Annotated in this window: 21 protein-coding genes and 1 tRNA gene; 17 read left to right on the top strand and 5 right to left on the bottom strand. The window is 30.8% G+C overall.

What is annotated here, in order from left to right; all coding sequences use genetic code 11:
* Positions 1 to 9 precede the first annotated feature (9 nt).
* From BEE63_RS21550 to BEE63_RS03775, 8 genes are all read left to right on the top strand, one after another.
* Positions 10 to 174, top strand: a complete 165-nt coding sequence (locus BEE63_RS21550; protein WP_157797091.1) for a hypothetical protein — start codon at positions 10 to 12, stop codon at positions 172 to 174.
* 429 nt (positions 175 to 603) lie between these two features.
* Positions 604 to 1,221, top strand: a complete 618-nt coding sequence (locus BEE63_RS03805; protein WP_066020118.1) for a DUF1643 domain-containing protein — start codon at positions 604 to 606, stop codon at positions 1,219 to 1,221.
* 54 nt (positions 1,222 to 1,275) lie between these two features.
* A complete protein-coding gene (locus BEE63_RS03800) occupies positions 1,276 to 1,707 on the top strand; it encodes a hypothetical protein (RefSeq protein ID WP_066020117.1) in 432 nt (143 codons plus the stop codon).
* Between the two features lie 80 nt (positions 1,708 to 1,787).
* The gene (locus BEE63_RS03795) at positions 1,788 to 2,102 is read left to right on the top strand and encodes a hypothetical protein (protein WP_066020116.1); all 315 of its coding nucleotides are present in this window, start codon (positions 1,788 to 1,790) and stop codon (positions 2,100 to 2,102) included.
* Positions 2,069 to 2,275, top strand: coding sequence for a hypothetical protein (locus BEE63_RS21930; protein WP_066020115.1), 207 nt, complete (start codon positions 2,069 to 2,071; stop codon positions 2,273 to 2,275). The genes BEE63_RS03795 and BEE63_RS21930 overlap by 34 nt, the downstream gene beginning before the upstream one ends.
* A gap of 409 nt (positions 2,276 to 2,684) precedes the next feature.
* Positions 2,685 to 3,872 carry an ABC-three component system protein gene (locus BEE63_RS03785; RefSeq protein WP_066020114.1) on the top strand — a complete coding sequence of 396 codons (1,188 nt, stop codon included), beginning with the start codon at positions 2,685 to 2,687 and terminating at the stop codon, positions 3,870 to 3,872.
* A 6-nt stretch (positions 3,873 to 3,878) separates the two neighbouring features.
* Complete coding sequence (locus BEE63_RS03780) at positions 3,879 to 4,367, top strand: three component ABC system middle component (RefSeq protein ID WP_066020113.1); 489 nt, start codon at positions 3,879 to 3,881, stop codon at positions 4,365 to 4,367.
* Positions 4,364 to 6,277, top strand: coding sequence for a DUF3732 domain-containing protein (locus tag BEE63_RS03775; protein ID WP_066020112.1), 1,914 nt, complete (start codon positions 4,364 to 4,366; stop codon positions 6,275 to 6,277). Before BEE63_RS03780 ends, BEE63_RS03775 begins: the two co-directional genes overlap by 4 nt.
* Before the next feature lie 925 nt (positions 6,278 to 7,202).
* Here BEE63_RS03775 and BEE63_RS03770 read toward each other — a convergent pair.
* Complete coding sequence (locus BEE63_RS03770; RefSeq protein ID WP_066020111.1) at positions 7,203 to 10,172, bottom strand: vitamin B12-dependent ribonucleotide reductase; 2,970 nt, start codon at positions 10,170 to 10,172, stop codon at positions 7,203 to 7,205.
* A 181-nt stretch (positions 10,173 to 10,353) separates the two neighbouring features.
* On the opposite strand from BEE63_RS03770, the gene BEE63_RS03765 reads away from it, so the two are divergent.
* Positions 10,354 to 10,857 carry a gamma carbonic anhydrase family protein gene (locus tag BEE63_RS03765; protein WP_066020110.1) on the top strand — a complete coding sequence of 168 codons (504 nt, stop codon included), beginning with the start codon at positions 10,354 to 10,356 and terminating at the stop codon, positions 10,855 to 10,857.
* A gap of 275 nt (positions 10,858 to 11,132) precedes the next feature.
* The gene (locus BEE63_RS03760) at positions 11,133 to 11,549 is read left to right on the top strand and encodes a YaaR family protein (RefSeq protein WP_431732484.1); all 417 of its coding nucleotides are present in this window, start codon (positions 11,133 to 11,135) and stop codon (positions 11,547 to 11,549) included.
* Between the two features lie 347 nt (positions 11,550 to 11,896).
* Here the strand turns inward: BEE63_RS03760 and BEE63_RS03755 are convergent, their stop codons facing one another.
* Both BEE63_RS03755 and BEE63_RS03750 read right to left on the bottom strand, forming a co-directional pair.
* Entirely contained in the window at positions 11,897 to 13,900 is a 2,004-nt protein-coding gene (locus BEE63_RS03755) for an NAD(+) synthase (RefSeq protein ID WP_066020108.1), read from the bottom strand.
* An 84-nt stretch (positions 13,901 to 13,984) separates the two neighbouring features.
* Positions 13,985 to 15,244, bottom strand: a complete 1,260-nt coding sequence (locus BEE63_RS03750; RefSeq protein WP_066020107.1) for an MFS transporter — start codon at positions 15,242 to 15,244, stop codon at positions 13,985 to 13,987.
* Between the two features lie 380 nt (positions 15,245 to 15,624).
* Here BEE63_RS03750 and BEE63_RS03745 point away from each other — a divergent pair, with 380 nt between their 5' ends.
* From BEE63_RS03745 to BEE63_RS03735, 3 genes are all read left to right on the top strand, one after another.
* Positions 15,625 to 16,062, top strand: coding sequence for an NfeD family protein (locus BEE63_RS03745; RefSeq protein ID WP_066020106.1), 438 nt, complete (start codon positions 15,625 to 15,627; stop codon positions 16,060 to 16,062).
* 1 nt (position 16,063) lies between these two features.
* A complete protein-coding gene (locus tag BEE63_RS03740; protein ID WP_066020105.1) occupies positions 16,064 to 17,011 on the top strand; it encodes an SPFH domain-containing protein in 948 nt (315 codons plus the stop codon).
* 282 nt (positions 17,012 to 17,293) lie between these two features.
* The gene (locus tag BEE63_RS03735; RefSeq protein WP_066020104.1) at positions 17,294 to 18,520 is read left to right on the top strand and encodes a glycosyltransferase family 4 protein; all 1,227 of its coding nucleotides are present in this window, start codon (positions 17,294 to 17,296) and stop codon (positions 18,518 to 18,520) included.
* Between the two features lie 178 nt (positions 18,521 to 18,698).
* Here BEE63_RS03735 and rocF read toward each other — a convergent pair whose 3' ends face one another.
* A complete protein-coding gene (gene rocF / locus BEE63_RS03730) occupies positions 18,699 to 19,622 on the bottom strand; it encodes an arginase (RefSeq protein ID WP_066020103.1) in 924 nt (307 codons plus the stop codon).
* Positions 19,623 to 19,858: 236 nt separating this feature from the next.
* On the opposite strand from rocF, the gene BEE63_RS03725 reads away from it, so the two are divergent.
* Both BEE63_RS03725 and BEE63_RS03720 read left to right on the top strand, forming a co-directional pair.
* Positions 19,859 to 20,257: a hypothetical protein gene (locus tag BEE63_RS03725; RefSeq protein WP_066020102.1), complete on the top strand. Its 399-nt coding sequence runs from the start codon at positions 19,859 to 19,861 to the stop codon at positions 20,255 to 20,257.
* 174 nt (positions 20,258 to 20,431) lie between these two features.
* Positions 20,432 to 20,506, top strand: a tRNA-Glu gene (locus tag BEE63_RS03720).
* Positions 20,507 to 20,636: 130 nt separating this feature from the next.
* Here the strand turns inward: BEE63_RS03720 and BEE63_RS03715 are convergent.
* Complete coding sequence (locus BEE63_RS03715; RefSeq protein WP_066020101.1) at positions 20,637 to 21,974, bottom strand: PLP-dependent aminotransferase family protein; 1,338 nt, start codon at positions 21,972 to 21,974, stop codon at positions 20,637 to 20,639.
* Between the two features lie 138 nt (positions 21,975 to 22,112).
* Here BEE63_RS03715 and BEE63_RS03710 point away from each other — a divergent pair, with 138 nt between their 5' ends.
* Positions 22,113 to 23,306 (top strand): pyridoxal phosphate-dependent aminotransferase, encoded by a 1,194-nt coding sequence (locus tag BEE63_RS03710; protein ID WP_066020100.1) that lies wholly within the window; start codon positions 22,113 to 22,115, stop codon positions 23,304 to 23,306.
* A gap of 78 nt (positions 23,307 to 23,384) precedes the next feature.
* Positions 23,385 to 24,158, top strand: coding sequence for a multinuclear nonheme iron-dependent oxidase (locus tag BEE63_RS03705; RefSeq protein WP_242874667.1), 774 nt, complete (start codon positions 23,385 to 23,387; stop codon positions 24,156 to 24,158).
* Positions 24,159 to 24,167: the final 9 nt, after the last annotated feature.

The following is a 24,167-nucleotide window of genomic DNA, read 5'->3' as shown; positions in this document are numbered from 1 at the left end:
GGATTGGTTATGGACAAAAGAAAATTCAGTTTAACATTAGTCGTTCTTTGTATAGGTGGAGCATTATGGGTTAAGAAAACGGCATATATAGGATATATTAGTACTGCAATTTTTTTGTTAGCTGCGGGAATTTCACTTGCTGCTTATTTTAAAGAGGGTAAATCATGTAATTGAAGTTGGTATAGGTAAACAGGAGCTAGAAAACGGTTTAAGGTGGATTAATAAATAGGAACTTGTAGGGAGTGATTTTTAATGAAAATTGCTATTTGGGTTGCGATAGGTGCTGCTCTTTTTTGCTCTATAAATAGAAAAGGTAAGAAAAAATAAAATTCAATTTATAGAACATAACCAATTGGATTTAATAAAAGTATAAGTGAGCTTTTGGATAAATAAATATATATATTAAAAATGCAGTTTAGGTATATAAGAATAGATAAAAAGTTTTATAGTTTTCGACTATAAACAAATGGCATATTTTCATTTTGAAAATGTGTCATTTTTTTATGGAGGAATTTAAAGTATATTGAAAATTATGGAGGAAAATTAGGGACGAATGTAGAAATGTACTTCTAAATAAATAATATAGAATGGGGCGATTAAATTATGGTTATATTAGCTAATTATAAATCAATAAAAACAGTTAGTGGTATTAAAATATTTAGATATGATACTGAATTTCGATCTGATAATGGACCAGGAAATGTAATTGGGCTAATTTATATGTTGAACCCAGGAAGTGCAAGACCGGAGTCGGATGAGTTATTTGAGAAACTTTCTACTGAAGAATATGAAACTGAAAGACCTGTAGTTACTAAAAGTGATAATACAATGAAAAAAGTAATGAAACTAATAAAACAAGCTTATGCAGAAAATAATATTAAACTTCCAGAACAGTATACATTTCATATAGAAAATTTATTTAATATTAGATCTAAAAGTAGTGACGAAGCTAAGAAGTTAGCAAAAAATTTATCTGATACTTGTGAATTAATGTATAAAGCAAGGAAGTTGCAAGATGAATATCAGTTTGTTTGGCTGGCATGGGGAAAGACTAATATTCAAGCAAGTAGGCAAAGAGAAATATTAAATAAATATAAAAATGCAATTATGGTTCATAAATTAAACCAGAAAGGCATTTTAAAAAATGTTGAATATCCTGTTCACCCTCTGTATGTTAATTCGGAATATTTTTTGGAAGCTGCTGAGGGAAAGATTGGGTAGTGAGATTGATTTATGCGTGAAATTTTTTTATAAAATAAATGGAGGGAAAAATTTATGAATTCATTTGAAAATATTATTAAATTATTACCACTGTATTTAGAAAAGCTTCTTGAACAAAAGGAATATTTGTTTGCAGATTTAACTGAAGGGGAAATAAAAAAAAATTTTAATACAAGAGAACCTGTATCAGGTGTGTTCATAATGTTTGAAAAGGAGAAGCCTGTTTATGTTGGAAGGTCTAAAAATTTAGCTCAACGAATAGGAATTGATCTTAGAGCAGTTTCACAATCTCAAGCTACGTTAACGTATAAGATAATGAAATCAGAAGCATTTGAATTTAAAACTATGGAAGATACTAGAAATTATATGTACAAGTATTTTACAACAAAGATGTTTAGAATTGATGATGAGCATGAAAGAGCTATTTTTCAAATTTATGCTTCAATGAAGCTTGAAACTAAATATAATAATTTTATGGAATCATAAAATATTGGGGAGAGATAATATGCCAAAAGGAGATAGATATATTGGTTTGACTAGTAAAGATGATCCTAATAAGAGGCATATTGATAATTACTTTAGATAACCCTTATTTCAATAAAGGACTATCTATTGCTCCAAGGTTTAAAGATATTATGACAAGATGTGTCTCAGCGATTCCAATGTGTGCAGTTATGGTTACGAAAGGAGCTGACCTTTGTTTAATAAGTGATGAATTTCAAAATTTAATGGTATATGAAACTAAAGAAAAAGAAATTACTATTTGGAAGGGAAAGGCTATTGCAAAGAATGGCATTAATGCAAAGAATAATTATGGGTTGATTCTTAAGTTGCAAGGTGATGAGATATGTTACTTCCAGGAGATTGTGATTATGATGTAATAAATATGAATAAATATATTTTTCCAATAACGTATTTACATATTGTTGTACCGCATCATGGATCAGTTATGGTAAATGTACTTTCAGTGCTTAAAAAAATAAGAAGTTGGGAAAAGCATATGTATGTCAAGGAAAAAAGACTGGAAACTTTCATAGTGATTCTGAGTTGGTAAAAAAATATACAATCTTAAACTATAAAGTGAAAAATACCAAAAGCTTGATAAGGTTAAAAAAGTATAAGGTTAAGTTAAGATAAAAAATTCAACTACAAAATAAATATATAAAAATTTGTAGGGTTTATAGGGTTAAACTTAAGTTATACATGCTATAAAACGTTAGAATCAAGAATTATAGTGTATTTATAAATTAATAGTTAATATAAAAACCTTGTACCAAATGAAAATTTTCAATGTTAGAATATTCAAAGAAAAATACTAAATACATACAATGAAGATATATGAAATGATTTTTAATTAAGTTTTAAATTTGCATATGTTTACAATATGCGAAATAAAATGAAAACTTTAGATTCCAGGTTAATGATTAAATGTATAAGTTAACAAGTGGGGGGCGAAAACAAATATGTCAAATCATCAAGCTTCAGAACAAATGATAGGATATTTATATCAAGTTAGATATGCACTTAATCTTTTACTAAAAAGTGAGGATGAACAAGCACAGATTAGTATTGAAAAATTTGATGATATTGCATTTAGTGATAATGATATTCCTAAAATACTGATTCAGCTTAAGCATCATATAGAACATCGAGGAGATTTAACTAATGCTAGTGTTGATATGTGGAGAACAATAAAGGTATGGGTTGATGCAATAAAAGAATCAAATGAATTACTAGAAACTACTAAATTTATGATTATAACAACAGCATTAGCACCTGATAAAACAGCAGCCTATTATTTAAAAAACAATGAGAACAGAGATACTGAATTAGCATATCAGTTATTAAAAAAGGTAAGTAAAGAATCTAATAATCAAGTCAATTTAAAGTTTTATAATTCTTTTAATTCTTTGAATGAAGAAGTCGCAAAAAAATTATTGAATAATATTGTGGTAATTGATGGAAGTAGCAATATTATTAATGTAGAAAATGAAATTAAGAGAGAAATTCGATATAGCTGTTTACCTAAATACCAAGATTTAATTTGTGAAAGACTGGAAGGATGGTGGTTTAAAAAGTCAATTGAGGCTTTAAATTCTGATGATCCTATTTATGTTTCACAAAGTCAAGTTCGTTCGTATATTGTATCAATTAGTGAAGAATATACTCCTGATAATCTTCCAATAGATGTATTTGAAATTGAAAAATTAAATATGGATAATATGGCACCTAATGATAAAATTTTTCTCGAACAATTAAAATTGATTAGTATTGGAAGTAATCGTGTACGGATGGCGTTAAGAGATTACTATCGTGCTTTTAAACAACGTGCAAGTTGGGTTAGAAATGATTTGCTATATGTTGATGAACTAGAAGACTATGAACGAAAACTTATTGATGAATGGGAACATTGTTTTTATGCTATGCAGGATGATTTAGAGGAATATGGTGATGAAATTACTGAAGAAATAAAAGTAAAAAAGGGAAAAGATCTGTTTTCAGATTTAGAGAAACAAGATATAAGAATAAGAGAAAAGTGTAGTGAGGCTTTTGTAATGAGAGGTAGTTATCACATTTTATCAAATGAACTAAAAATAGGGTGGCATGCAGATTTTTACGAACGTCTTAAGTTATTATTAGAATTGAGGTGACATTAAATGCGAGATTGGAACGAACGGTCAAAGGAAGTAGCGTATTTACTTAATCCAGCTTTTTGCGGAAGAATTATATATAGTACAGTAAAAACATATGGTGAAGTAACTCATAGAGAATTTCCATTTGCACTTACGTATTTGATATTGCCATTAATTTTGCGAAGAAATACAAGAGAATTAATTAATAGCAAAACTAAAATGTTAATATGGGTGCAACGATATCCTGAGGCTTTAATTGACTTCCCTAAAAGGGCAAGAGGATTAATTCCAATTACAAATGAAGCAGTTGAATTATTAATACAAACAGGTGTACTACAGCTAACATATAATGGTGAATTAGAAATTGTTCGAACAATGAAAACACTTAGTAAAACAAAATTTATTGATGATGAAATAAAGGATTGCATTAATAAAGGTGCACATATTGCTAAGTGGTTTGCAACAGCAGGAAAAGTTGAAAATATATTTATATGTTTGGGGGTAAAACCATGATGCAAATAAGAGAAATTATTGTTTATGGAAAAAACGGAAAAGTTCGACGTTTACAATTTAAATTAGGATCAGTAAATATTATAACAGGAAAATCTAAATCTGGTAAATCGGCTGTTGGAGATATTATAGACTATTGTCTTGGAGGAGAGTCATGTAATATTGCAGACGGAATTGTTCGTGATAACGTAGTTTGGTATGGATTGTTGCTTCAATTTGAGAATGAAAGAGTATTTGTTGCACGTAAAAATCCAGATCTAGGACAACAATCAACGAGTTATTGTTATGTTGACATCGGAAAAGAAATAGAAGCTCCGATAAAATGTAATTTTGTATCAAATGAGAATGTAGCAGGATTAGAAGAAACATTGTCTCGTAGAATTGGAATTTTAGAAAATTTACATACGCCACCTGACGGGCAAAGTAGAAATGCTTTATCCGCAAATATAAGACATGCATTATATTATTGCTTTCAAAATCAAGATGAAATAGCTGCTAAAAACTTTCTTTTTCATAAACAATCAGATGATTATATTACTCAAGCAATTAAAGATACACTTCCGTACTTTCTTGGTATTGTAAATGAAGAAACATTAGCTTTAGAAAATGAAAGAAGCATATTGAAACGGCAATTATCTATTGAGAAGCGTCGTATTGAAGAAAAAAGAGTTTTACAAGGTGGAGGAATGGAAAGAGCAATTTCGCTTATTTCTGAGGCAAAGCAAGTAGGACTCATAGATTATACAACAGATATTGATTATAATAGTTATACTAAATTGTATGATCTACTTTTAAATGTAGTAGAATGGACACCTACCAGTTTTCATGAAGTTGGAATGGACAGGCTAAGTTATTTACAAAGTATATTGGAAAAGCATAAGTGTGAGTTAGAGGAATTAGATTTAAATATTTCAGATGCAAAAGCTTTTGCAGGAGAAACAACAGGATATGTAAATGAAGTTTCGCATCAGAAAATAAGATTGGAGTCAATTGGTTTGTTTGAAAAGCTAGATTTTAGGCCGGGTATTTGTCCGTTTTGCTCAGGAAAGTTAACTAATTCAATTCCAGAAATAGATGCTATAAAAACTGCTATTAGTAATTTGGATAAAAATATAGAAAATGTTACTCGGGAAAAACCTAAATTACGTAAATTTATTGATGGATTAGAACAAGAGAGGCAAAAATTAAGAGAAAAAATTGAAAACTTGAAAGCAGAGATTGATGGTATTTATAATGAAAACGAAGAAGCCCAAAAAATCAAAGATTTAAATTCTAGACGTGCAAAGATAGCTGGGAGAATTAGTTTGTGGTTAGAAAGTGTAAAAAAAGATACTGAATTTGAAGATAAAGAGCAAAAAATCAAAAAAATAGAAGGACGTATCGATGAAATAGATAATCTTTTAGACAAGGATATTTTAGATGAAAAGCGTCAATCTGTATTATCGCGAATTTCAGTTGACATGAGTGAATGGGCTAAAAAATTAAACTTGGAACATAGTGATAATCCTTACAGATTGGACATGAATAAAGTTACAGTTGTTGTTGATAAAGCGGAACGTCCAGTTCCTTTGAGGCAAATAGGAAGTGGCTCAAATTGGGTTGGAGTTCATTTAATAACTTATTTTGCATTGCATAAATATTTTATAAATGCAAATAGACCGGTACCTAGGTTCTTATTCATAGATCAACCATCGCAGGTGTATTTTCCTTCTGAACTTGATGAGAAAAATACAGATTGGAATATGGTGTATGATTTATATGATTTTATTATAGAGAGAGTAAATGATTTAAAGGGTAATCTTCAGGTTATAATAGTAGATCATGCTGAACTTAAGGATGAAAAATTTCAAAAATTAATTGATGAAGATTGGTGGCATGAAAAAAAGTTGATTCCAGAAGACTGGTATAAATAATTAAAGTTAAGGTAAAAGCAGAACATTTATGGATTAATAAAATAAAAAATTAATATTAAATTACGTAGTTTTTTATTTTATATAGTCTGCAAAGACACTCTAATTTATAGTTATATTATTAGTATGTATTTTATGTTGTTAATTTAAACGATTATTATATATTGTACAGAGATAATGGGCTCATCCGAAATTAAAGGATAAGCCCATTTATAGTATATTAATATAATAAAGGGAAAAGCGCCGTGAAAAGCCCAAACCTTGCAGTTTGTTTAGTGATAGTATAAAATCCTACGTCGCTAATATTGAGACTGACTATAGTTTATACAAGAGACTAATGGGCTCATCTTAAATTAAGGATGAACCCATTATAGTATATTCATAATATAAAGGGGAAGCGCCGTGAAACGCCCAAGCCCCGCAGTTTGTGTAGTGACAATATAAAGTTCTATATTACTAATATTGAGACCGACTATAGTTTATACAAGAGACTAATGGGTTAAAACCCAAGCCCCTCAGCTTGTATAGTGACAGTACAAGTTCTATATTGTTAATATAGAGACCGGCTTTATATAGCACAAGAGACTAATGGACTCATCCGAGATTGAAGGATGAGCCCATTATAGTATTATCATAATATGAGGGGAAGCGGCATGAAAAGCCCAAACCCCTCAGTTTATTTTATGGCAATATAAAGTTTTGGTCTGTTAATATTGAGACCGGCTATAGTTTGCACAGAGATAATGGACTCATCCGAAATAGAAGGGTGAGCCCATTTATAGTATTATCATAATATAAGGGGAAAGCGCCGTGAAACGCCCAAACCCCAGTTTGTGTAGTGGCAATATAAAGTTCTACGTTATTAATATTGAGACCGACTTTATATAGTACAAGAGACTAATGGGCTGTCGCCCAAGCCTCTGGATGATTAGCTACATCCCGTAGTGGTTCCGCAGTCTAGGCAGACATAGCAGGTGCCGTTTTTCACCATTCTTGTGGAGGAACAGTTAGGACAAGTTATGTCGTAAGCTCTTTCACCTTTGGAGATTTTTGTTTCCTCAGGGTGATGATGTTCCTCTTCGTAGGCTTCTATGTTTTGTGGCTTTACCTGGCAGTGGGAGAAGTCGCCTAGTTCTATGTCTATTATTTTGCTTATTAGGTCAGAGATTGAGGTTACGTGTTTTATATATGGGTGCATTTGTACAAAACCGTATGGCTCGTATTTTTGACCTCTAAGCATTTCTGAAATATCCTTTGGTGGAACGTGGTATTGAAGCATCACAGAGATTGATTTTGATAGGGAGTTTAAAAGTCCCATTATTAGAGTTCCTTCTCTGTCTGTTGTGATGTATATTTCAGAAATTTCTCCGTTGGCGCGTCTGTTTACTGTTGTGTATATTTTTATGTCTCCTATCTGTGCAGGGTGTGTTCTGCCGGTCCTTATGCCGACAGCTCTTTCGCGTGTCATGTGCACAGGGGAGGAGGCCGATTTTTTTACAAGGTTTAGAAGTTGTGCATAGGTCATGTCCTCTGGTTTAGTTGAGGAGTATTCTTCTAAGCTTGTGTTAAGAGGCTGACTTTCCTTTGAGGAATCTCTATATATTGTTATGCCTTTTACGCCGAGTTTCCAGGAGTCAATGATTACATTTTTAAAGTCTTCCACAGTTGCCGTTTTTGGAAGATTTACTGTCTTTGAAACTGAACCTGATATAAGAGGTATCAGTGATGCTACCATTAGTATGTGACCCATTGGGCGGATGAATCTTTCTCCAGTGCCGCATTTGTTTGCTGTGTCAAATACTGCAAGATGTTCTGGTTTTAGGTGTGGTGCTCCTTCGATTTTTCCGTCGAGTATTGTTTCATACTCTGTGCCATCTTCGCCTTTTGAAGTCTTTTTTCTTAAAATATAGTTTTGAATGTCGGCTATTTCATTTTTTGAGTAGCCGAGGTGTTTTAGAGCTTTTTCGATTAGAGGATTTGTTATGGTCATGTATCCTCCGCCGGAAAGCTTTTTGTAAATTACATGGCTGAAAAATGGCTCTATTGAGGTTGAGCTGCAGTCCATGGCAAAGGAGATAGTTCCTGTTGGAGCCATGACTGAAACTTGAGCATTTCTGTAGCCGTATTTGCTGCCACCTTCTACAGCTAGTTTCCATACGTTTTTAAGTTCGTCACCTACGTATTTAAGGTTTTCTTTTTCAAGTATTTTATGGTCTGCTTTTAAAGGTTCATAGTTTATATTTTCATAAGGAGTATTAATGCTTCCAGCAGCTCTTGCTTGATTTTCTATTACTGTATTCATGTATTTCTTGTTTATATCGTATTTTTCAAAAGGACCAACTTCTTTTGCCATTAATGATGAAATATAATATGAGTAGCCAGTAAGTATTCCAACTAGGGAAGCTGCTGCGGCTCTGCCTTCATCTGAGTCATAAGGATATCCCATTACCATTAGTAGGGCAGCTAAATTTGATACTCCAAGACCTGTAGTTCTAAACATATGAGTCTTTCGAGCAACATCTGCTGTTGGAAATTGTCCCCAATGTATTGAAGCTTCTAGAACTAATTGAACAAGTCCTATTATGTGTTTGTAACCTTCTACATCAAAGCTGTTATTATTTTCATCATAAAATTTATATAAATTTATTGAAGCTAGGTTGCAGGAAGTATCATTTAAAAAAGCATACTCTCCGCATGGGTTTGTAGAATTTATTTTGTTATATTGTGCATTATAAACGCCATCTTCGCCGCATGGACACGTATGCCATGCATTTAATCTGTCAGAGAAAAGAGGGGAAGGGTCAGCACATCTCCAGGAAGATTTATTGAACGCATCCCATATATCTTTGACTTTCTCTTTTCTGTTTACAGATGAATCTACTCTGCCTTTTAGTTCTATAGTTTCATCTGGTTTTTTATCTAAATTGCATACTTTTTTCATAAATTCATCAGTCAACATTACTGAATTATTGGCATTTTGACCTGATACAGTTTCGTAGGCTTCTCCCTCAAAGCTTGCATCATAACCCATTTTGCCAAGTGCCTTAACTTTGTCTTCTTCTTTAGCTTTCCATGTTATGTAATCCATTATTTCAGGGTGATCTACATTTAAGCAAAGCATTTTTGCTGCACGCCTAGTTGTACCTCCGGATTTTATTGCACCTGCATTTCTATCAAGGCCTTTTAAGAAGCTCATTAGTCCTGAAGAAACTCCGCCTCCTGATAGCTTTTCACCTTTGGCTCTTATAGTTGAGAAATTTGTTCCTGTACCAGAGCCACCTTTGAACAATTTTGTTTCTGTTACGTACTGTTCTGATATGGAATGAGGTCCTAAAAGCTTATCTTCTATAGAAATTATAAAGCATGCTGATGCTTGTGTTCTAGTGTAGCAATCACTGCTTGGTACAACCTTTTTTTGTTTTAAATCATAATAAAAATGTCCTTGCTTTTCTCCCTTTATTCCGTAAATTAATGATAATCCTGTGTTAAACCATTGTGGAGAGTTTGGCGCATACATTTGATTCAAAAGTGCATATGCTAGCTCATCATAAAAAATAGATGCATCTTCCTTGTTTTTTATAATACCTTCATCTTTAAGAGCTTCACACCAGAAGCTTACAAGCCTGTGTGCTACCATTTTCATGCTGTTTTCGTAACCGCATTCATTTGGTACTCCTGCTTTTTTGAAATATTTAGATGCTATTATATCGCAGGCATTTTGAGAATAATCATAGGGAAATTCTAGATTTTTCATGTCTGTGAGCACCTTATTAGTTTTGTGATCTATTAATTTGACATCAACTTTTTTCCATTTGAATAAATCATAGACGGTTTTATCTTTGTCTTTTTCAAGTTCCTGAGTATAGTATCTTTTAAATAATATGTTTAAATCATCCATTAAAAATCCTCCAGTTATATACTATATATAGTGGAAACTGATTCGAAAAGTACTATATATTGTATAGATATTATAAAACAAATTTGATTTTAATTCAACACTATTTTAGTATAGAATTATATATGATAATATTAGTGTAAGCGAAATATATAAAAATAATAAGTCTAGAAGGTGAAATTTAATGATATACAGTTATGAAAATAAAAAGCCAGATATAAATTTATCTGTTTTTGTAGCTCAAAGTGCAGATATAATCGGTGATGTTAAGATAGGACAGGACAGCAGCATCTGGTTTGGGGTTGTAATAAGAGGGGATTCTAATTATATAAAGATAGGTAGTGGTTCTAATATTCAAGATAATTCAGTAATTCATGTAAATTCTAATGACAATGGTGTTACTATTGAAGATAATGTTACTGTTGGTCATGGGGTTATACTTCATGGATGCACTGTTCACAGCAATTGCCTCATTGGTATGGGATCTACTATTATGGATAATGCAGAGATAGGGGAAGGAAGTATAGTAGGAGCTAATAGTCTTGTGACTTCAGGTAAAAAGATACCTAGTGGGGTACTTTGTATGGGAAGCCCTGCTAAAGTCATAAGAAAACTTACTGAGGAAGAAAAATTAAGCATAAAAGAAAATGCTAAGCATTATATTGAAATGGGAAAAAAATATTTATAAAAATGAATATTTAAAATGAAAATGTAAACAATAATAACAGATGTACTTATGTATATCTACAGCAGTCTAAAGTATATTGCGGGCGGTTTTTGATGTTTAATTTTTAGTAATTAAAAAATATTAAAATAAAAAAACATTTAAACTTGTATTTGAATTTACAGCCACCCGCGATATATTTTTTAGACTGCTTGTTTATTTTTCGAATATATTTTGTTACAATTAATATAATAGATAAAAATAAATGGTATATTGAATAGGGATGTGATTTTGTGGAGATTTCAAAAATAAAGAGTAGTAGACCGATTAAAAATAATAGTACACGTGTAGCTGTCAAGAAAGATTTCTCAAAGAGTTTTAATTTTGCGCAACAACAAAAATCAGAACAAGAGCTGAGGGATTTGCAGGATGAGATAAAAAAGAAGGGGAATAGGTTAATTATAACTAAGTGTTATGGAGATGTACGAGCCTATAAGAACCTTATACAGGAATATCTTCAATCGGTGCTTGATCATATGTATTCTGTGAAGAAGGATATAAGCTTCTGGCAGACACAATATTATATCACAGTGGAAACTATTGATGCCAAGCTTGAAGAACTTACACAGCAGCTTTTACAAGAAGAAAAAGAGAAAATACAAATAGCAGGAACTGTAGATGAAATAGCAGGACTAATAGTTGACTTATATAAATAAAGAGAAGTAACAATATTTTGAAGCATTAAATAAAATTCATAAGTCTAAGCCCCCAATTATAAAAATCCTAAGATATTTCAATAACTCCCTAACGGTCAGACAATTTGAAGTATCTAAGTATTTTTATAATTGGGGGCAAGACTTATTGAACTTTATTTAAACTGTTTTCAAAATATTGTTACTTCTATTAGAGTAAAAGCAAAGTGAATTTTTCTTCGTGATACTACGAAAAATATTGAAATTCAAGTCACTTCACACCTAAAACTTCGTAGGTACGGATGAATTTTTTCATTGCATTTATTTTAAGAGAAGTATCGGTATTTGAGACTTAGTCTTATGAATTCTATTTAATGTTCTAAAATACTGTTACTTCTCTCTTTAAGTTCTTTTAGCCATATTTCGTATGAAGCATCGCTTGGCATACGCCAATCACCTCTTGGTGATAGGGAAACGGAACCAACTTTTACTCCGTCAGGCATACAGGAACGTTTGAATTGTTGAGTGAAGAAACGTCTATAAAAAGTATTCATATCCTTTAATATATTTTCCTTATCAATATTCTTTTCAGAACCTCCATTTTTTTTAGCACTTAGCATTAAGGAATTTACATACAAGTCATATATTTTACTAGGGCCAAAGCCATATCTTAGCATATAATACAATATAAAATCATGAACCACATATGAACCAATAGCTTCTTCCGTTTTTTGTGCAATTGTTCCATCTGGGTTTGGAGGTAAAAGTTCCGGACTTATAGGTGTAGCACAAATGTCTAATAGAGTTTCTTTAATTTGGTCATTTTGTTTTTTGGCATATGAATTTACAATGCTTTTAACAAGAGTTTTAGGAATTGAAGTGTTAACTCCGTACATGCTCATTTGATCTCCATTGTAAGTACACCAGCCAAGAGCTAATTCAGATAAATCACCAGTTCCTACAACGATACCGTTATTTTTATTGGCAACATCCATAAGTACCTGAGTTCTTTCTCTTGCCTGAACATTTTCATAAGTAGTGTTATGTACTTCAATGTTATGCTTAATGTCTTTGTAGTGAAGAATGCAGGCATCTTTAATTGAAATTTCTTTATATGTAATGTGTAGTGCTTTCATTAAAGTTTTAGAATTATCTAGAGTTCTGTTTGTTGTTCCAAAGCCCGGCATAGTTATTCCTGTAATGCCTTTCATATCATAATTGTTGATTTTGAAAGCTTCCACGGCTACAATTAAGGCTAGAGTTGAATCTAAGCCGCCAGATATACCAATTACTGCTTCTTTGCAGTGAATTTTCTTTAATCTTTGAGCTAATCCAGTAGCCTGTAAGTGCAATATTTCTTCTGAACGATTGTCAATATCCTTAGGGACGAAAGGTAATATGGACAGTTCTTTATTTGACTTAAATTTAGTGGATTTAGGTTCAAAGGTTTTTGTGTAAATGTGATTATATTCTTTTTTATCTTGAACCATCATATAAGAACTATTTACAGCTCTATCATTCATACATTTTTCAATGTCAATTTCTCCATAAGTTATGTCCTTATTATTAAAGAATTTTGTTTCAGAAACAATATAGCCATTTTCAGCTATGATAGAATGACCTGAAAAAACTGTATCAGTTGTAGATTCGTCACTTCCAGCAGAAGCATAAATGTAACCGCACATACATTTTGCCGAATGCATTTTAACTAAGTCCTCACGGTACGCAGTTTTTCCTATAGTTTCGTTGCTGGCAGAAAGATTTACTACTATATTTGCCCCGTGTAGGCAGTGATAAGAAGAAGGGGAAATTGGAACCCATAAATCTTCGCAAATTTCTCCGCTTATTACGGCTCCTGTTTCGTCATCTTCAATAAGTAAGTTTGGGGTAAAGGGAACTTTTTCTCCATACATAATAATTTCATTGTTTAGTCTGGAACCCGAAGTTTTGAAGTATCTAGCTTCATAATAAATTCCGTAATTTGGGATAAAGGTTTTTGGAATAACACCTAGAATTTTTCCTTTATGTATTGCAACAGCGCAGTTAAATAGTTGATTATCCTTTCTTATAGGCATACCAACGAATATTATAGGGCTAAATTCACTGTTTGATTCTTCAATGAATCTTTTTAATTCCTTGTTTGCGCTGTTAAGAAGGGCAGAATGATTGAATAAGTCGCCGCAGGTATATCCTGTTACGCATAGTTCTGGATATACAACTATTCTTGTTTGCCTTTCCCCTATACGGTTTTTTTCATTAACTTCATTTATAAGTTCTAACATTTTATCTACATTGTATTCAGGATTACCTATTTGAATTGAAGTAGGCGTTAGGGCTGCTACTTCAACTATACCATGATTAAGTAAACTATTCATTTTTATTCTCTCCTATTAAATTTTTCTGATTTCATATTTATATATTATAGCACATGTAAGGTTCTCTATATTGTATTTACAGGGCTAATTTTCCGAAATGCTTGGTTCATAAACTTCATTTACTGCCTTTACCATAAAGATTATGCTGGCTAATGCATTTAATGTTGTTACTATTAGTAAAATATAAAAATAAGGAAATTTATCTAAAACAAGTCCATATACAAGGGAGCCTATGGGAACAGTGCATTGCATAAATACTCCTAATATGGAGAAGAATCTTGAACGAAGGTAGTTTGGAACCATTTTTTGAAGATTAGTGTTTATCGGTGTATTTAATAAAGCATTAGCTATACCTATGATTATACATATTAGGCTTAAGCTTAAAAATAATGAAATTGAATGTGAGCCTAGAAGCTTAACTAATTCTGGTGAAACAGCTATAGACAGAGCAAATAGCATAACTGCTTCTATTAATACGCCTAAATTCATTATGGTTTTGACTCTCATTTTCTTTGAGAGTAGATTTAAAAGTATGTTACCAGCTAAAGCACCGATGGTAAATATAGAGATTAAGAAACCATACTGTCCAGAACTAAAGCCTATACAAGTTTTAACAACATAAGGCATTACTATATCGATAAAAGGTGATATTAATAAATTTGATATCATTGCAAACGCAAATAGCTGAATAAGTCCTTTGTTACTTTTTATAAAGGTTAATACTTCACCCATTTCTTTAAATAATGAAGTGTTTGATAGGTTTTTATTTTTATGGTTTTTACAAACGTATATCATGAATAAAGATAGTATTCCAGATATAATAAATGAAAGGGCATTTATAAAAAATATAGCCTTTATTCCACAAAAGCCGTATAGGACACCGCCAATTGCAGGACCTACTATCATTGAAACTGCATCAAGACCTCCTCTTGTGGACATGGCCTTCATAAGTTCATCTTCATCTATAAGTTCACTTATAATTGCACTTGAAGAAGAGTAAAATATACTATTCATAATTGATACAAGTATTTGAACTGCAAATAAAACATAAATACTAAGAATTCCTCTAAAAGCTAAAATGCTCAATATTAATGTTAGAATTCCCCTTGAAAAATCTGAGATTATCATAAGATATTTTCTGTTTTTTCTGTCACCTAAAATGCCTGCGGTAGGTGATATTAAAACATTTGGAATTATATTTATAGCAGAAGATATTCCCATAAGCATACCTGAATGTGTTAAATCCAGTATGAAAAGAGGAAGAGCTGTTAGTTGTATCCCAGTTCCTATTAAAGAGATAAATCTAGCTGATAGGTATAGTAGAAAATTTCTTTTATATTTCATTTTATATTTCCTTTCTATGAGATAATATCTTTTATTTGACAATAAATAATATAATAAGCAAGTGCAATTTATTGTTATCATACATACAGCGTAACATAACATTGTTACGTCAGCAAGGAAATATGAACTTTTAATCAACTTGTATTTATTTTAGTAAATGGTTACACAATGCGGAAATATTTTACTAAAAAATTTTAATGAAATATATAATAAAATATTAAATTTATAAAAAGGCGAAAAACCATGATATAATAAGGTTGAACACTAAAGACAAGCTAAATTAGAGCAAAGGGTATAAATTAACCTTTTTAGAGGTAAAATGAAACTTTATTTACAGTATAAAATAATGTAAAGTATATTTCATCAAGGGGGGTGAAACAATGAATGATGTTTTGAAAATATGGATAGCTATTGGAGTCGTCATGATGTTAATTGATTTTACAACATCCGGATTTCTATTTATATGGTTTACTATAGGTGCAGTAGCTGCAATAGTGGCATCTTTATTGGGAGCATCACTTACAATTCAAATAATAATATTCTTAGTTGTAAGCATTATTTGTTTAAGTGTTGGATATCCTTTATCAAAAAAGTTAATAAAAAGTACAGTTAGAAGGACACCTTTAATGGAAGAAAAATTCATTGGAAGGGAAATTAAGGCAAATAAAGATATGGATATTGGAAACTCCAAAATTAAACTAGACGGTATATATTGGACAGTAAAAAATGTAGGCGAAAATATAAGAGAGGGCGAAAGCTTTATAATTACCGGTATCGATGGAAATAAATTATTGATAAGAAAAAAGGGAGATGTTTAACATGATAGGAAAAATATTTTTAATTATTATTATAGTTTTTATTTTACTTGTTATTTTAAGTTCACTTAAAGTTGTTACAACTGGATATGTGTATGTTGTAGAGAGGTTAGGACAATATCATAGAAGCTTACAGCCAGGTTGGAATTTTATAATACCTTTTGTTGATTTTACAAGAGCTAAAATTTCAACTAAGCAGCAAATACTTGATATACAACCTCAGAGTGTTATAACAAAGGATAATGTAAAAATATCTATTGATAATGTAATATTCTACAAAGTTATGAATGCAAGGGATGCTGTGTACAATATTGAAAGTTATAAATCAGGTATTATATATTCAACTATAACTAATATGAGAAATATTGTAGGTGATATGACTCTTGATGAAGTACTTTCAGGAAGAGATCAAATAAATCAAGCATTACTTAAAGTTGTAGATGAAATTACAGATGCATATGGAATAAAGATACTTTCTGTTGAAATTAAAAATATTATTCCTCCAGCTGAGATACAGCAGGCAATGGAAAAACAGATGAGAGCAGAGAGAGATAAGAGAGCAACTATACTTCAAGCAGAAGGTCAAAAGCAAGCAGAAATAGCTAAAGCAGAAGGTGAAAAACAGGCTAAGATACTTCAGGCAGAGGCTGAAAAGGAAGCTAACATAAAGAGAGCAGAAGGTCTTAGAGAATCTCAACTTCTTGAAGCAGAAGGTAAGGCAAAGGCTATAGAAACCGTTGCAGATGCACAGGGTAAAGCTATAAATGTTGTTAATAAATCTATAATAGAATCAGGAACAAATGAGACAGTTATAGCATTAAAACAGGTTGAAGCACTTAAAGAAATGGCTAAAAATCCTGCTAATAAACTTATACTTCCAAATGAAACACTTTCATCCCTTGGAAGCATAGCAGCAATAGCTGATGTTCTAAAAAAAGATTCTACTAAATAGTTTAAAAAGATGAAGGATTAAATAAAATATTCCTTCATCTTTTTTAGTATATAACTAAAATTCACTATTTACACATAATATAATATAGTGAAAATTAATCACTGTTTCATTTTATGTAAGCTTGAAAAAACTATTGAAAAACATTTATAATTGTAATATAAGGAAAATAACTTAATAATTGATTTATGTAATTTCAATTTTCAATATAAAAATTTGGAAAAACAAAAGCAGAAAAAATCAAGAATATTTTATATTTAATAGGGTCAAATGGGGGGAATAGTAATGAAAATACTAATGTTGTCATGGGAGTATCCACCTAAAAATGTTGGAGGATTATCTAATCATGTTTATAATTTATCACATGCATTAGCAGATTTGGGGCATAAGGTATATGTTGTTACATGTGAGGAAAAAACGGCACCTATTGAGGAAAATGATAATGGGGTATGGGTACATAGGGTAACTCCTTATAAAATTGATACAGAAGATTTTACTAAATGGATTATGCAGCTTAATTTTTCTATGATTGAGGAAAGCATAAGAATAATAAGAGAAATTGGGACTGTAGACATAATTCATGCCCATGATTGGCTTTCTATGTACTGTGCTAAGGTATTAAAGTGGTCATATAAGATACCTGTTGTGTGTACAATTCATGCTACTGAAAAGGGGAGAAATAATGGGATAAGAACAGATATGCAGAAGTATATTTCATCAGCAGAATGGATGTTAACCCATGAAGCAGTAAAAGTAATTGCATGCAGTAATTATATGAAATCTCAGATAGTAGATACATTTAAGGCAGAAGATGAAAAGGTTTGGGTAATACCCAATGGAATTGATTTAAAAACTTTTGATTTTGACTTTGATTGGCTTAAATTTAGGAGAAAGTATGCAGAAGATGATGAAAAGATAGTTTTCTTTATAGGACGGCATGTATTTGAAAAAGGAATTCAAATATTAATAGATGCGGCTCCATATATAATTTCAGAATACGGTAGAACTAAATTTATAATTGCGGGAACAGGACCTATGACTGAAGAACTTAAAGATAAGGTTAGAAGTTTAGGACTTAAGGATAAATTTTTATTTACAGGGTATATGGATAGTAAAACTAAAAGACAATTTTATAGAATCGCAAGTGCAGCGGTATTCCCATCTCTTTATGAGCCATTTGGCATAGTTCTTTTAGAGGCCATGGCAGCAGGATGTCCGGCAGTTGTTTCTGATACCGGCGGATTTGCAGAAATAATAGAACACGGACAAAATGGTATGAAGATGATAAATGGTTCTGTAGAAAGCCTTAAAGATAATTTAATTCAAATTTTGAAGGATAATGAACTTGCTCAAAGAATAAGGAGAAATGCAATAAAAACGGTACAGGATAAGTACACCTGGGATAATGTAGCTGCACTTACCACAAAGATGTATGAGCTTGTAAAAGAGGAATTGAAAGGCACTGAATGGAATCATACACAAGGCATGGGCGAAGCACATTATTCTTCTTAGCCTTACCTCTATAAGAGAAATAGTAATGATGTGAAACGATTTAAAAAAATGCTAATAAATCTTGGCTAAAAAATCGTAAAAGGATTAGATATTTCAATTTGTCTGAGCATTTTCTTAGCGAGTTATTGAAATATCTTAGCCTTTTACGATTTTTTAACCTTAGATTTATAGCATTTTTTTAATGTTCCACATCATTGCTATTTCTCTTCAGATTTTTGAATGTCCAATCAATGAAATCCATAACTACATTTTCAGTTTCTGAATTTTTATCCAAAAGTACGTTAAATTCAACAAGATCCATTGATTTAACGAGACCAGTTTTAGCAAGATAACTTATAATAAATTTAGTGTCAGGTATGCTCATGCCATTAGGGACAGGAGTTCCTGTACCTGGAACTATAGACTTATCAAGACAGTCTATGTCAAGGCTTAAATGAACTGAATGTACATTTTGGCTTAAAAGTTTTTTGTGAATTTCATCCATAATGTTTTTTACACCAATTTTTTTTAAGGTCTCTGTAGAATAAACATTGAGATGCTTTTCTGATATTAATTTTGATTCACCATCATCTATATCTCTTGCGCCAATTATAAATACATTTTCTGGTTTTACTTTTTGACCTTTGTAATATATGTCTGTAAGTTCATTAGAACCAATACCCATTGCAGCAGCTAGAGGCATTCCATGAACATTTCCAGACAAAGTAGTTTTATCTGTGTTTATATCTGTATGGGCATCAATCCATATTACAGCAAGATCCTTATCAAATTTGCTAGCACCAGATATACTGCCAAGACCTATTGAATGATCTCCTCCTAGTATAAATGGAAAATCTCCAGAAGCCAGTGAATGGTAAACTTCATCGGCAACATCTTTGTTAACTTTCATTATAGGTTTTAAAAATTTCATTTTAGAATTATCATTAAATTTATCTTTTTCAGGTATGAATGGAACACTGACATTTCCCATGTCCCTAACCTTGTGATTGTACTTAGTTATTACTGCTTTTAAATTGTCTTCCCTTATTTTATTAGGTGCTAAGTCAACTCCCTTTTTGTCAGAACCATAATATATAGGTACTCCTAATATATCGATATTCATTTGCAAAACCTCCGAGTTATAAATAATAGTTCGAAACTATTATATAATAAATAGTAGAAATATAAAGTACTTGAAGCATAGGCATAATATTATGAAAATTGTGTAATTTATATTAATACATGAATAAAAAAGTATAAATTTTAATATTCATATTATATGTGATAATATAATAATATTAATATTAGATTTAACCAAAAAAGCTTATAAATATTAAAAAATTTTTTTTGAGGTGAAATATGAATAAGAATGAAATTTTAGATTTTATTAGTGACAGTGGAATAGAAAATATACAGGAAATAAATTATAAAAATGATTTGTTTGTTATAAAGTTTCAATATGTTTTTGATAAATATGAAATAAATGCGGCTAAAGCATCTGCTGATGGAGAATGTAGTAAAGAAAACGAAGAGGATACATGGTATAGTAAGTATTATCTTCCATTTTTAAACGATCTTTCATTAGACAATGTAGATGCAGCACTTGAAGATTGTATTGATGAGTTTGGTATAAAGGCAAAAAGTATAGTTCACGAGGTTAAGGATAGAAATTGTGGATACAGTGATTGCTTAGCAGTATTTTCTGAAGCAAATAAGGAATTTGATATTAATAAAATAGCTAAAGATATAAAATTCTAATTGTAAAAAAATGGTATAACTAAGTGTACAGTAGCGCATAAAAGGAAAAACGAGATATAGTGTTGTAATTCGAAAAATATAAGAAATTCATTCGAAAAAAGTGTTTGAAAATCTTAGATATAATGATATAATATTATTCGTTGGCTGTGTTTGAGAAATGCAGTTTTAGTTTAAGGCCCTATGGTCAAGCGGTTAAGACATCGCCCTCTCAAGGCGGAATCACGGGTTCAAGTCCCGTTGGGGCTACCAAACATTTAAAATAGTGAGTTTGCAGAAATGTAGGCTCACTATTTTTGTTTTTGCAGATAAATAATTAAAAGCTAAGGGTTGAATTTCACTGTAAAGTGATGTGAAAAATAAAGTAAAATATTAAAGCTAATTATAATTTGAATTTATTAATGATATCAAGTAGTATAGGTATGTTCTTAGATATTTGCTTTTCATTTACCTCACTTATTGTAAGTCTAAAATAATTATTGCATTTGTATTCTTTTAGAAAAGATTCTGATGTATTGGAAATTTTTATGCTTTTATGCTGCAGTGCAGTAGTAATTTTATCGTATTTTAAAGAGGCATTTACGTAAATACATCCGAAGTAACCGGATTCTGGAATATTGTATTGAAAATCTTTATATTTATGATTTGATAAAGTGTTTTTTAAACAATTAATACGGTTAGCGTATAAATTAACTAATTGCTTCATATGACTATCAAACATTCCATTTTTTATATAGATTTCTAATGCACCTTGAGATAATATTGGGCTGTTAATATCAGTCCATTTTTTGTATTCTAAAAAAATATTAATTAATGGGTCTGGAATTATAAGGGCTGCAACCCTTAAGCCAGGCATAAGTACTTTTGAATAACTTTTAAGGTATATTACTTTTGAAGAAGTATCATAGGAAAATATAGGGTCATTTTTTTTATCCATATCTAAATCTGCAGAAATGTCATCTTCAACAATGTACACATCGTATTTTTGAGCTAATTTAATGATTTCTTGCTTTTCAAATTTATTATATGAATTTGCGGTTGGATTATGAAATCTAGGTATACTGTAGAAAAACTTTATATTACCGTATTTAAATAATTTTTCTAATTCGTCTAAGTTTATGCCTTTAAAACTTCTGCTTATACCTAGAGTTGGTATATTGTTAAGCTCTAAGAATTTTATCATACCATAATATGTAGGCTGTTCAACAAGAATGTTAGATTTACCATTTGGGAATGGCATGATCGATAATATGTTTAATGCTTGTTGGGAACTTGAAGTAATAATTATGTTATCTGGTTTCGTAAATATTTGATAGTTTTGCATATGCTTTGCTAATACATTAATTAGAGTATTTAATCCTCTAGGATCAGAATACGAAAAGAGCTTTTCTTTGTATAAATCTATTGATTTATTTAGACAATGTTGAAAATTTTTATATGGAAAAGCTTTGGTATTTAAATTTACAGCTGAAAAATCGATTATAGAACGTTTGGATGAATCCTCAGGCTCAAAATCATTAATTATATAGTAACCGCTTTTGGGTATTGAATAAATAATATGCTCTTGTTCAAGTTTTGAATAGGCTTTTAAAACTGTGCCTGTACTGCAATGAAACAATTCTTGAGTAGACCTTATCGAAGGCAATTTTTTCGGATGATTTAAATTTTCTGTCTTTATGCTGTTTTTAATATATTTTATAATTTCTTCGTATTTCAACAAAATGATGACCTCCGTAAAAACTGTGCTATCACAGATTGCAATTTTATTTGTTGATATATAGAATACACTATAATAACATAAATGTATAGCAACCTAAAAAGTGAAAAAACAGGAAGTATTAAAAGGGGGTATTTTCATATGATATTTTCTAAAAAATCCGAACAAATTTCACCCTCCATTACTTTAGAAATTACAGCTAGAGCAAAACAAATGAAAAAAGATGGTGATGACATTATAATTTTAGGGGCTGGAGAACCAGATTTTAATACACCACAAAATATTAAAAATGCAGCTATAAATGCAATTAATGATGGTTTTACAAAATACACAGCGGCTTCTGGTATAGAGGAATTGAAAACAGCTGTAGCAGAAAAATTTAAAAGGGATAATAATTTAACATATTCTAATTCTCAAATCATAATATCAACTGGAGCAAAACAGTGCATATGGAATGTTTTTCAGGCTATTTTAAATCCAGGAGATGAAGTTATTGTACCTAAACCATATTGGGTGAGTTATCCAGAGCTAATCAAACTTACAGATGGTGTTCCTGTGTTTGTGTTTGGAACTGAGGAAAACAATTTTAAATATACTAGGTGTATATTGGAAAGTGTATTAACTAAAAAGACAAAAGCAATTTTAATAAATAATCCTAATAATCCAACAGGAGCAGTTTATACAAAAGATGAATTAGTTATGATAGCAGATTTTGCAAAGGCGCATGATTTAATAATAATATCTGATGAAATATATGAAAAGTTTAATTATGAAAATGACAAGTATATTAGCATAGCTAGTATTAGCAGCGACGCATATGACAGAACTATAATAATACACGGAGTTTCAAAGACATATTCCATGACTGGATGGAGGATAGGATATGTTGTAGGAAATGAAAAAGTAATTAAATTAATGTCAAATATACAAAGTCATACTACGTCTAATCCTAATTCAATAGCACAATATGCAGCATTAGAGGCATTAAATGGAGATCAAGCTTCTGTAAAGATAATGGTTGATGAGTTTAAAAAAAGACGAGATTATATAGTTGAAAAAGTAAATGATACTGATATGCTTTCGTGCAAAAAGCCACAAGGAGCATTTTATATCATGATTAATATATCAAGAATGCTTGGCAAGGTAATAGATGGACAAGTAATTAATAATTCTATAGATTTTTGCAAATTACTTTTGAAAAAGGGGAAGATAGCAGTTATTCCAGGGGACGGGTTTGGAGTCAGCAATTATATTAGGATTTCTTATGCTGCTTCCATGGATAGTATTAAAGAGGGAATTAAGAGGATTATTAAGTTTACAGAGGATTATAAGTAAATGTAGAATATATTTTTATTTAGATTTGATAGGAGTTGTGTTTAAAAGTTGTATATTGCATGTAATTGGTCAAAAGCTTTGAAGTTTCTTATAGAAAAAGATTATATTAATGTAGATTACATTAAGTCTGGTGCATATGGAAATTTTAATGAACAGTTTTCAAATATGCGTTCAATGAGGCCAATTCTATTGCATGGTCTAGGATATTTTGAACGTACAGGAATGAGGAACATAGAAAATATAGATTTTAATTTTGCAAATAATCTTATAAAAAAGTGTGGTTCGCCACATTATGGTGTTCATCTTGCAATAAAAAATTCGGATATGTATAAAGGTATGACAGATGAAGATATATATGAACATATGTCTAAGCAGATTCGGATTTTTAAAAATAATTTAGAAGTACCATTATTACTTGAAAATATTCCTGATTCACCTAAAGAACATCAAATAACAATTGATCATTATCCTTATGTTATGCCAGAGCAAATTAGTCGATTGGTTATAGATAATGATGTATTATTTTTGCTTGATTTAACTCATGCAAAGATTACTGCGGAGTATCATGGTTGGAATATTCATGATTACGTTAAAGAGTTACCACTCAACCGTGCTATGGAGATTCATGTAAATGGTTCTGGATATGATAAGGATGGTTTTCCATCAGATACACATGAAGCAATGAAAAATGAAGATTACAATTTATTAGAATGGGTTTTAAATTATGCAAATCCAAAGATAGTTACACTGGAATATAGCGGAATAGAGTCGGAAGATAATGATACAGTTAAGTATTCTTTAAAAAAGCAACTTAATGGAATTCGATACATATGTAATAAAGAAAAATTATAGACACTTAAT

Origin of the sequence: Clostridium pasteurianum (assembly GCF_001705235.1) — a bacterium.
Lineage (GTDB): Bacteria > Bacillota > Clostridia > Clostridiales > Clostridiaceae > Clostridium_S > Clostridium_S pasteurianum_A.
Note: the sequence above shows the minus strand (reverse complement) of the source record. Positions and strands in the feature narration are given on the sequence as shown.

Excerpts from the sequence above, each read along its gene's own strand:
- BEE63_RS21550 (WP_157797091.1), top strand. The coding sequence starts at position 10 with ATGGACAAAAGAAAATTCAGTTTAACATTAGTCGTTCTTTGTATAGGT.
- BEE63_RS03805 (WP_066020118.1), top strand. The coding sequence starts at position 604 with ATGGTTATATTAGCTAATTATAAATCAATAAAAACAGTTAGTGGTATT.
- BEE63_RS03800 (WP_066020117.1), top strand. The coding sequence starts at position 1,276 with ATGAATTCATTTGAAAATATTATTAAATTATTACCACTGTATTTAGAA.
- BEE63_RS21930 (WP_066020115.1), top strand. The coding sequence starts at position 2,069 with ATGTTACTTCCAGGAGATTGTGATTATGATGTAATAAATATGAATAAA.
- BEE63_RS03785 (WP_066020114.1), top strand. The coding sequence starts at position 2,685 with ATGTCAAATCATCAAGCTTCAGAACAAATGATAGGATATTTATATCAA.
- BEE63_RS03780 (WP_066020113.1), top strand. The coding sequence starts at position 3,879 with ATGCGAGATTGGAACGAACGGTCAAAGGAAGTAGCGTATTTACTTAAT.
- BEE63_RS03775 (WP_066020112.1), top strand. The coding sequence starts at position 4,364 with ATGATGCAAATAAGAGAAATTATTGTTTATGGAAAAAACGGAAAAGTT.
- BEE63_RS03770 (WP_066020111.1), bottom strand. The coding sequence starts at position 10,172 with ATGGATGATTTAAACATATTATTTAAAAGATACTATACTCAGGAACTT.
- BEE63_RS03765 (WP_066020110.1), top strand. The coding sequence starts at position 10,354 with ATGATATACAGTTATGAAAATAAAAAGCCAGATATAAATTTATCTGTT.
- BEE63_RS03755 (WP_066020108.1), bottom strand. The coding sequence starts at position 13,900 with ATGAATAGTTTACTTAATCATGGTATAGTTGAAGTAGCAGCCCTAACG.
- BEE63_RS03750 (WP_066020107.1), bottom strand. The coding sequence starts at position 15,244 with ATGAAATATAAAAGAAATTTTCTACTATACCTATCAGCTAGATTTATC.
- BEE63_RS03745 (WP_066020106.1), top strand. The coding sequence starts at position 15,625 with ATGAATGATGTTTTGAAAATATGGATAGCTATTGGAGTCGTCATGATG.
- BEE63_RS03740 (WP_066020105.1), top strand. The coding sequence starts at position 16,064 with ATGATAGGAAAAATATTTTTAATTATTATTATAGTTTTTATTTTACTT.
- BEE63_RS03735 (WP_066020104.1), top strand. The coding sequence starts at position 17,294 with ATGAAAATACTAATGTTGTCATGGGAGTATCCACCTAAAAATGTTGGA.
- rocF (WP_066020103.1), bottom strand. The coding sequence starts at position 19,622 with ATGAATATCGATATATTAGGAGTACCTATATATTATGGTTCTGACAAA.
- BEE63_RS03725 (WP_066020102.1), top strand. The coding sequence starts at position 19,859 with ATGAATAAGAATGAAATTTTAGATTTTATTAGTGACAGTGGAATAGAA.
- BEE63_RS03710 (WP_066020100.1), top strand. The coding sequence starts at position 22,113 with ATGATATTTTCTAAAAAATCCGAACAAATTTCACCCTCCATTACTTTA.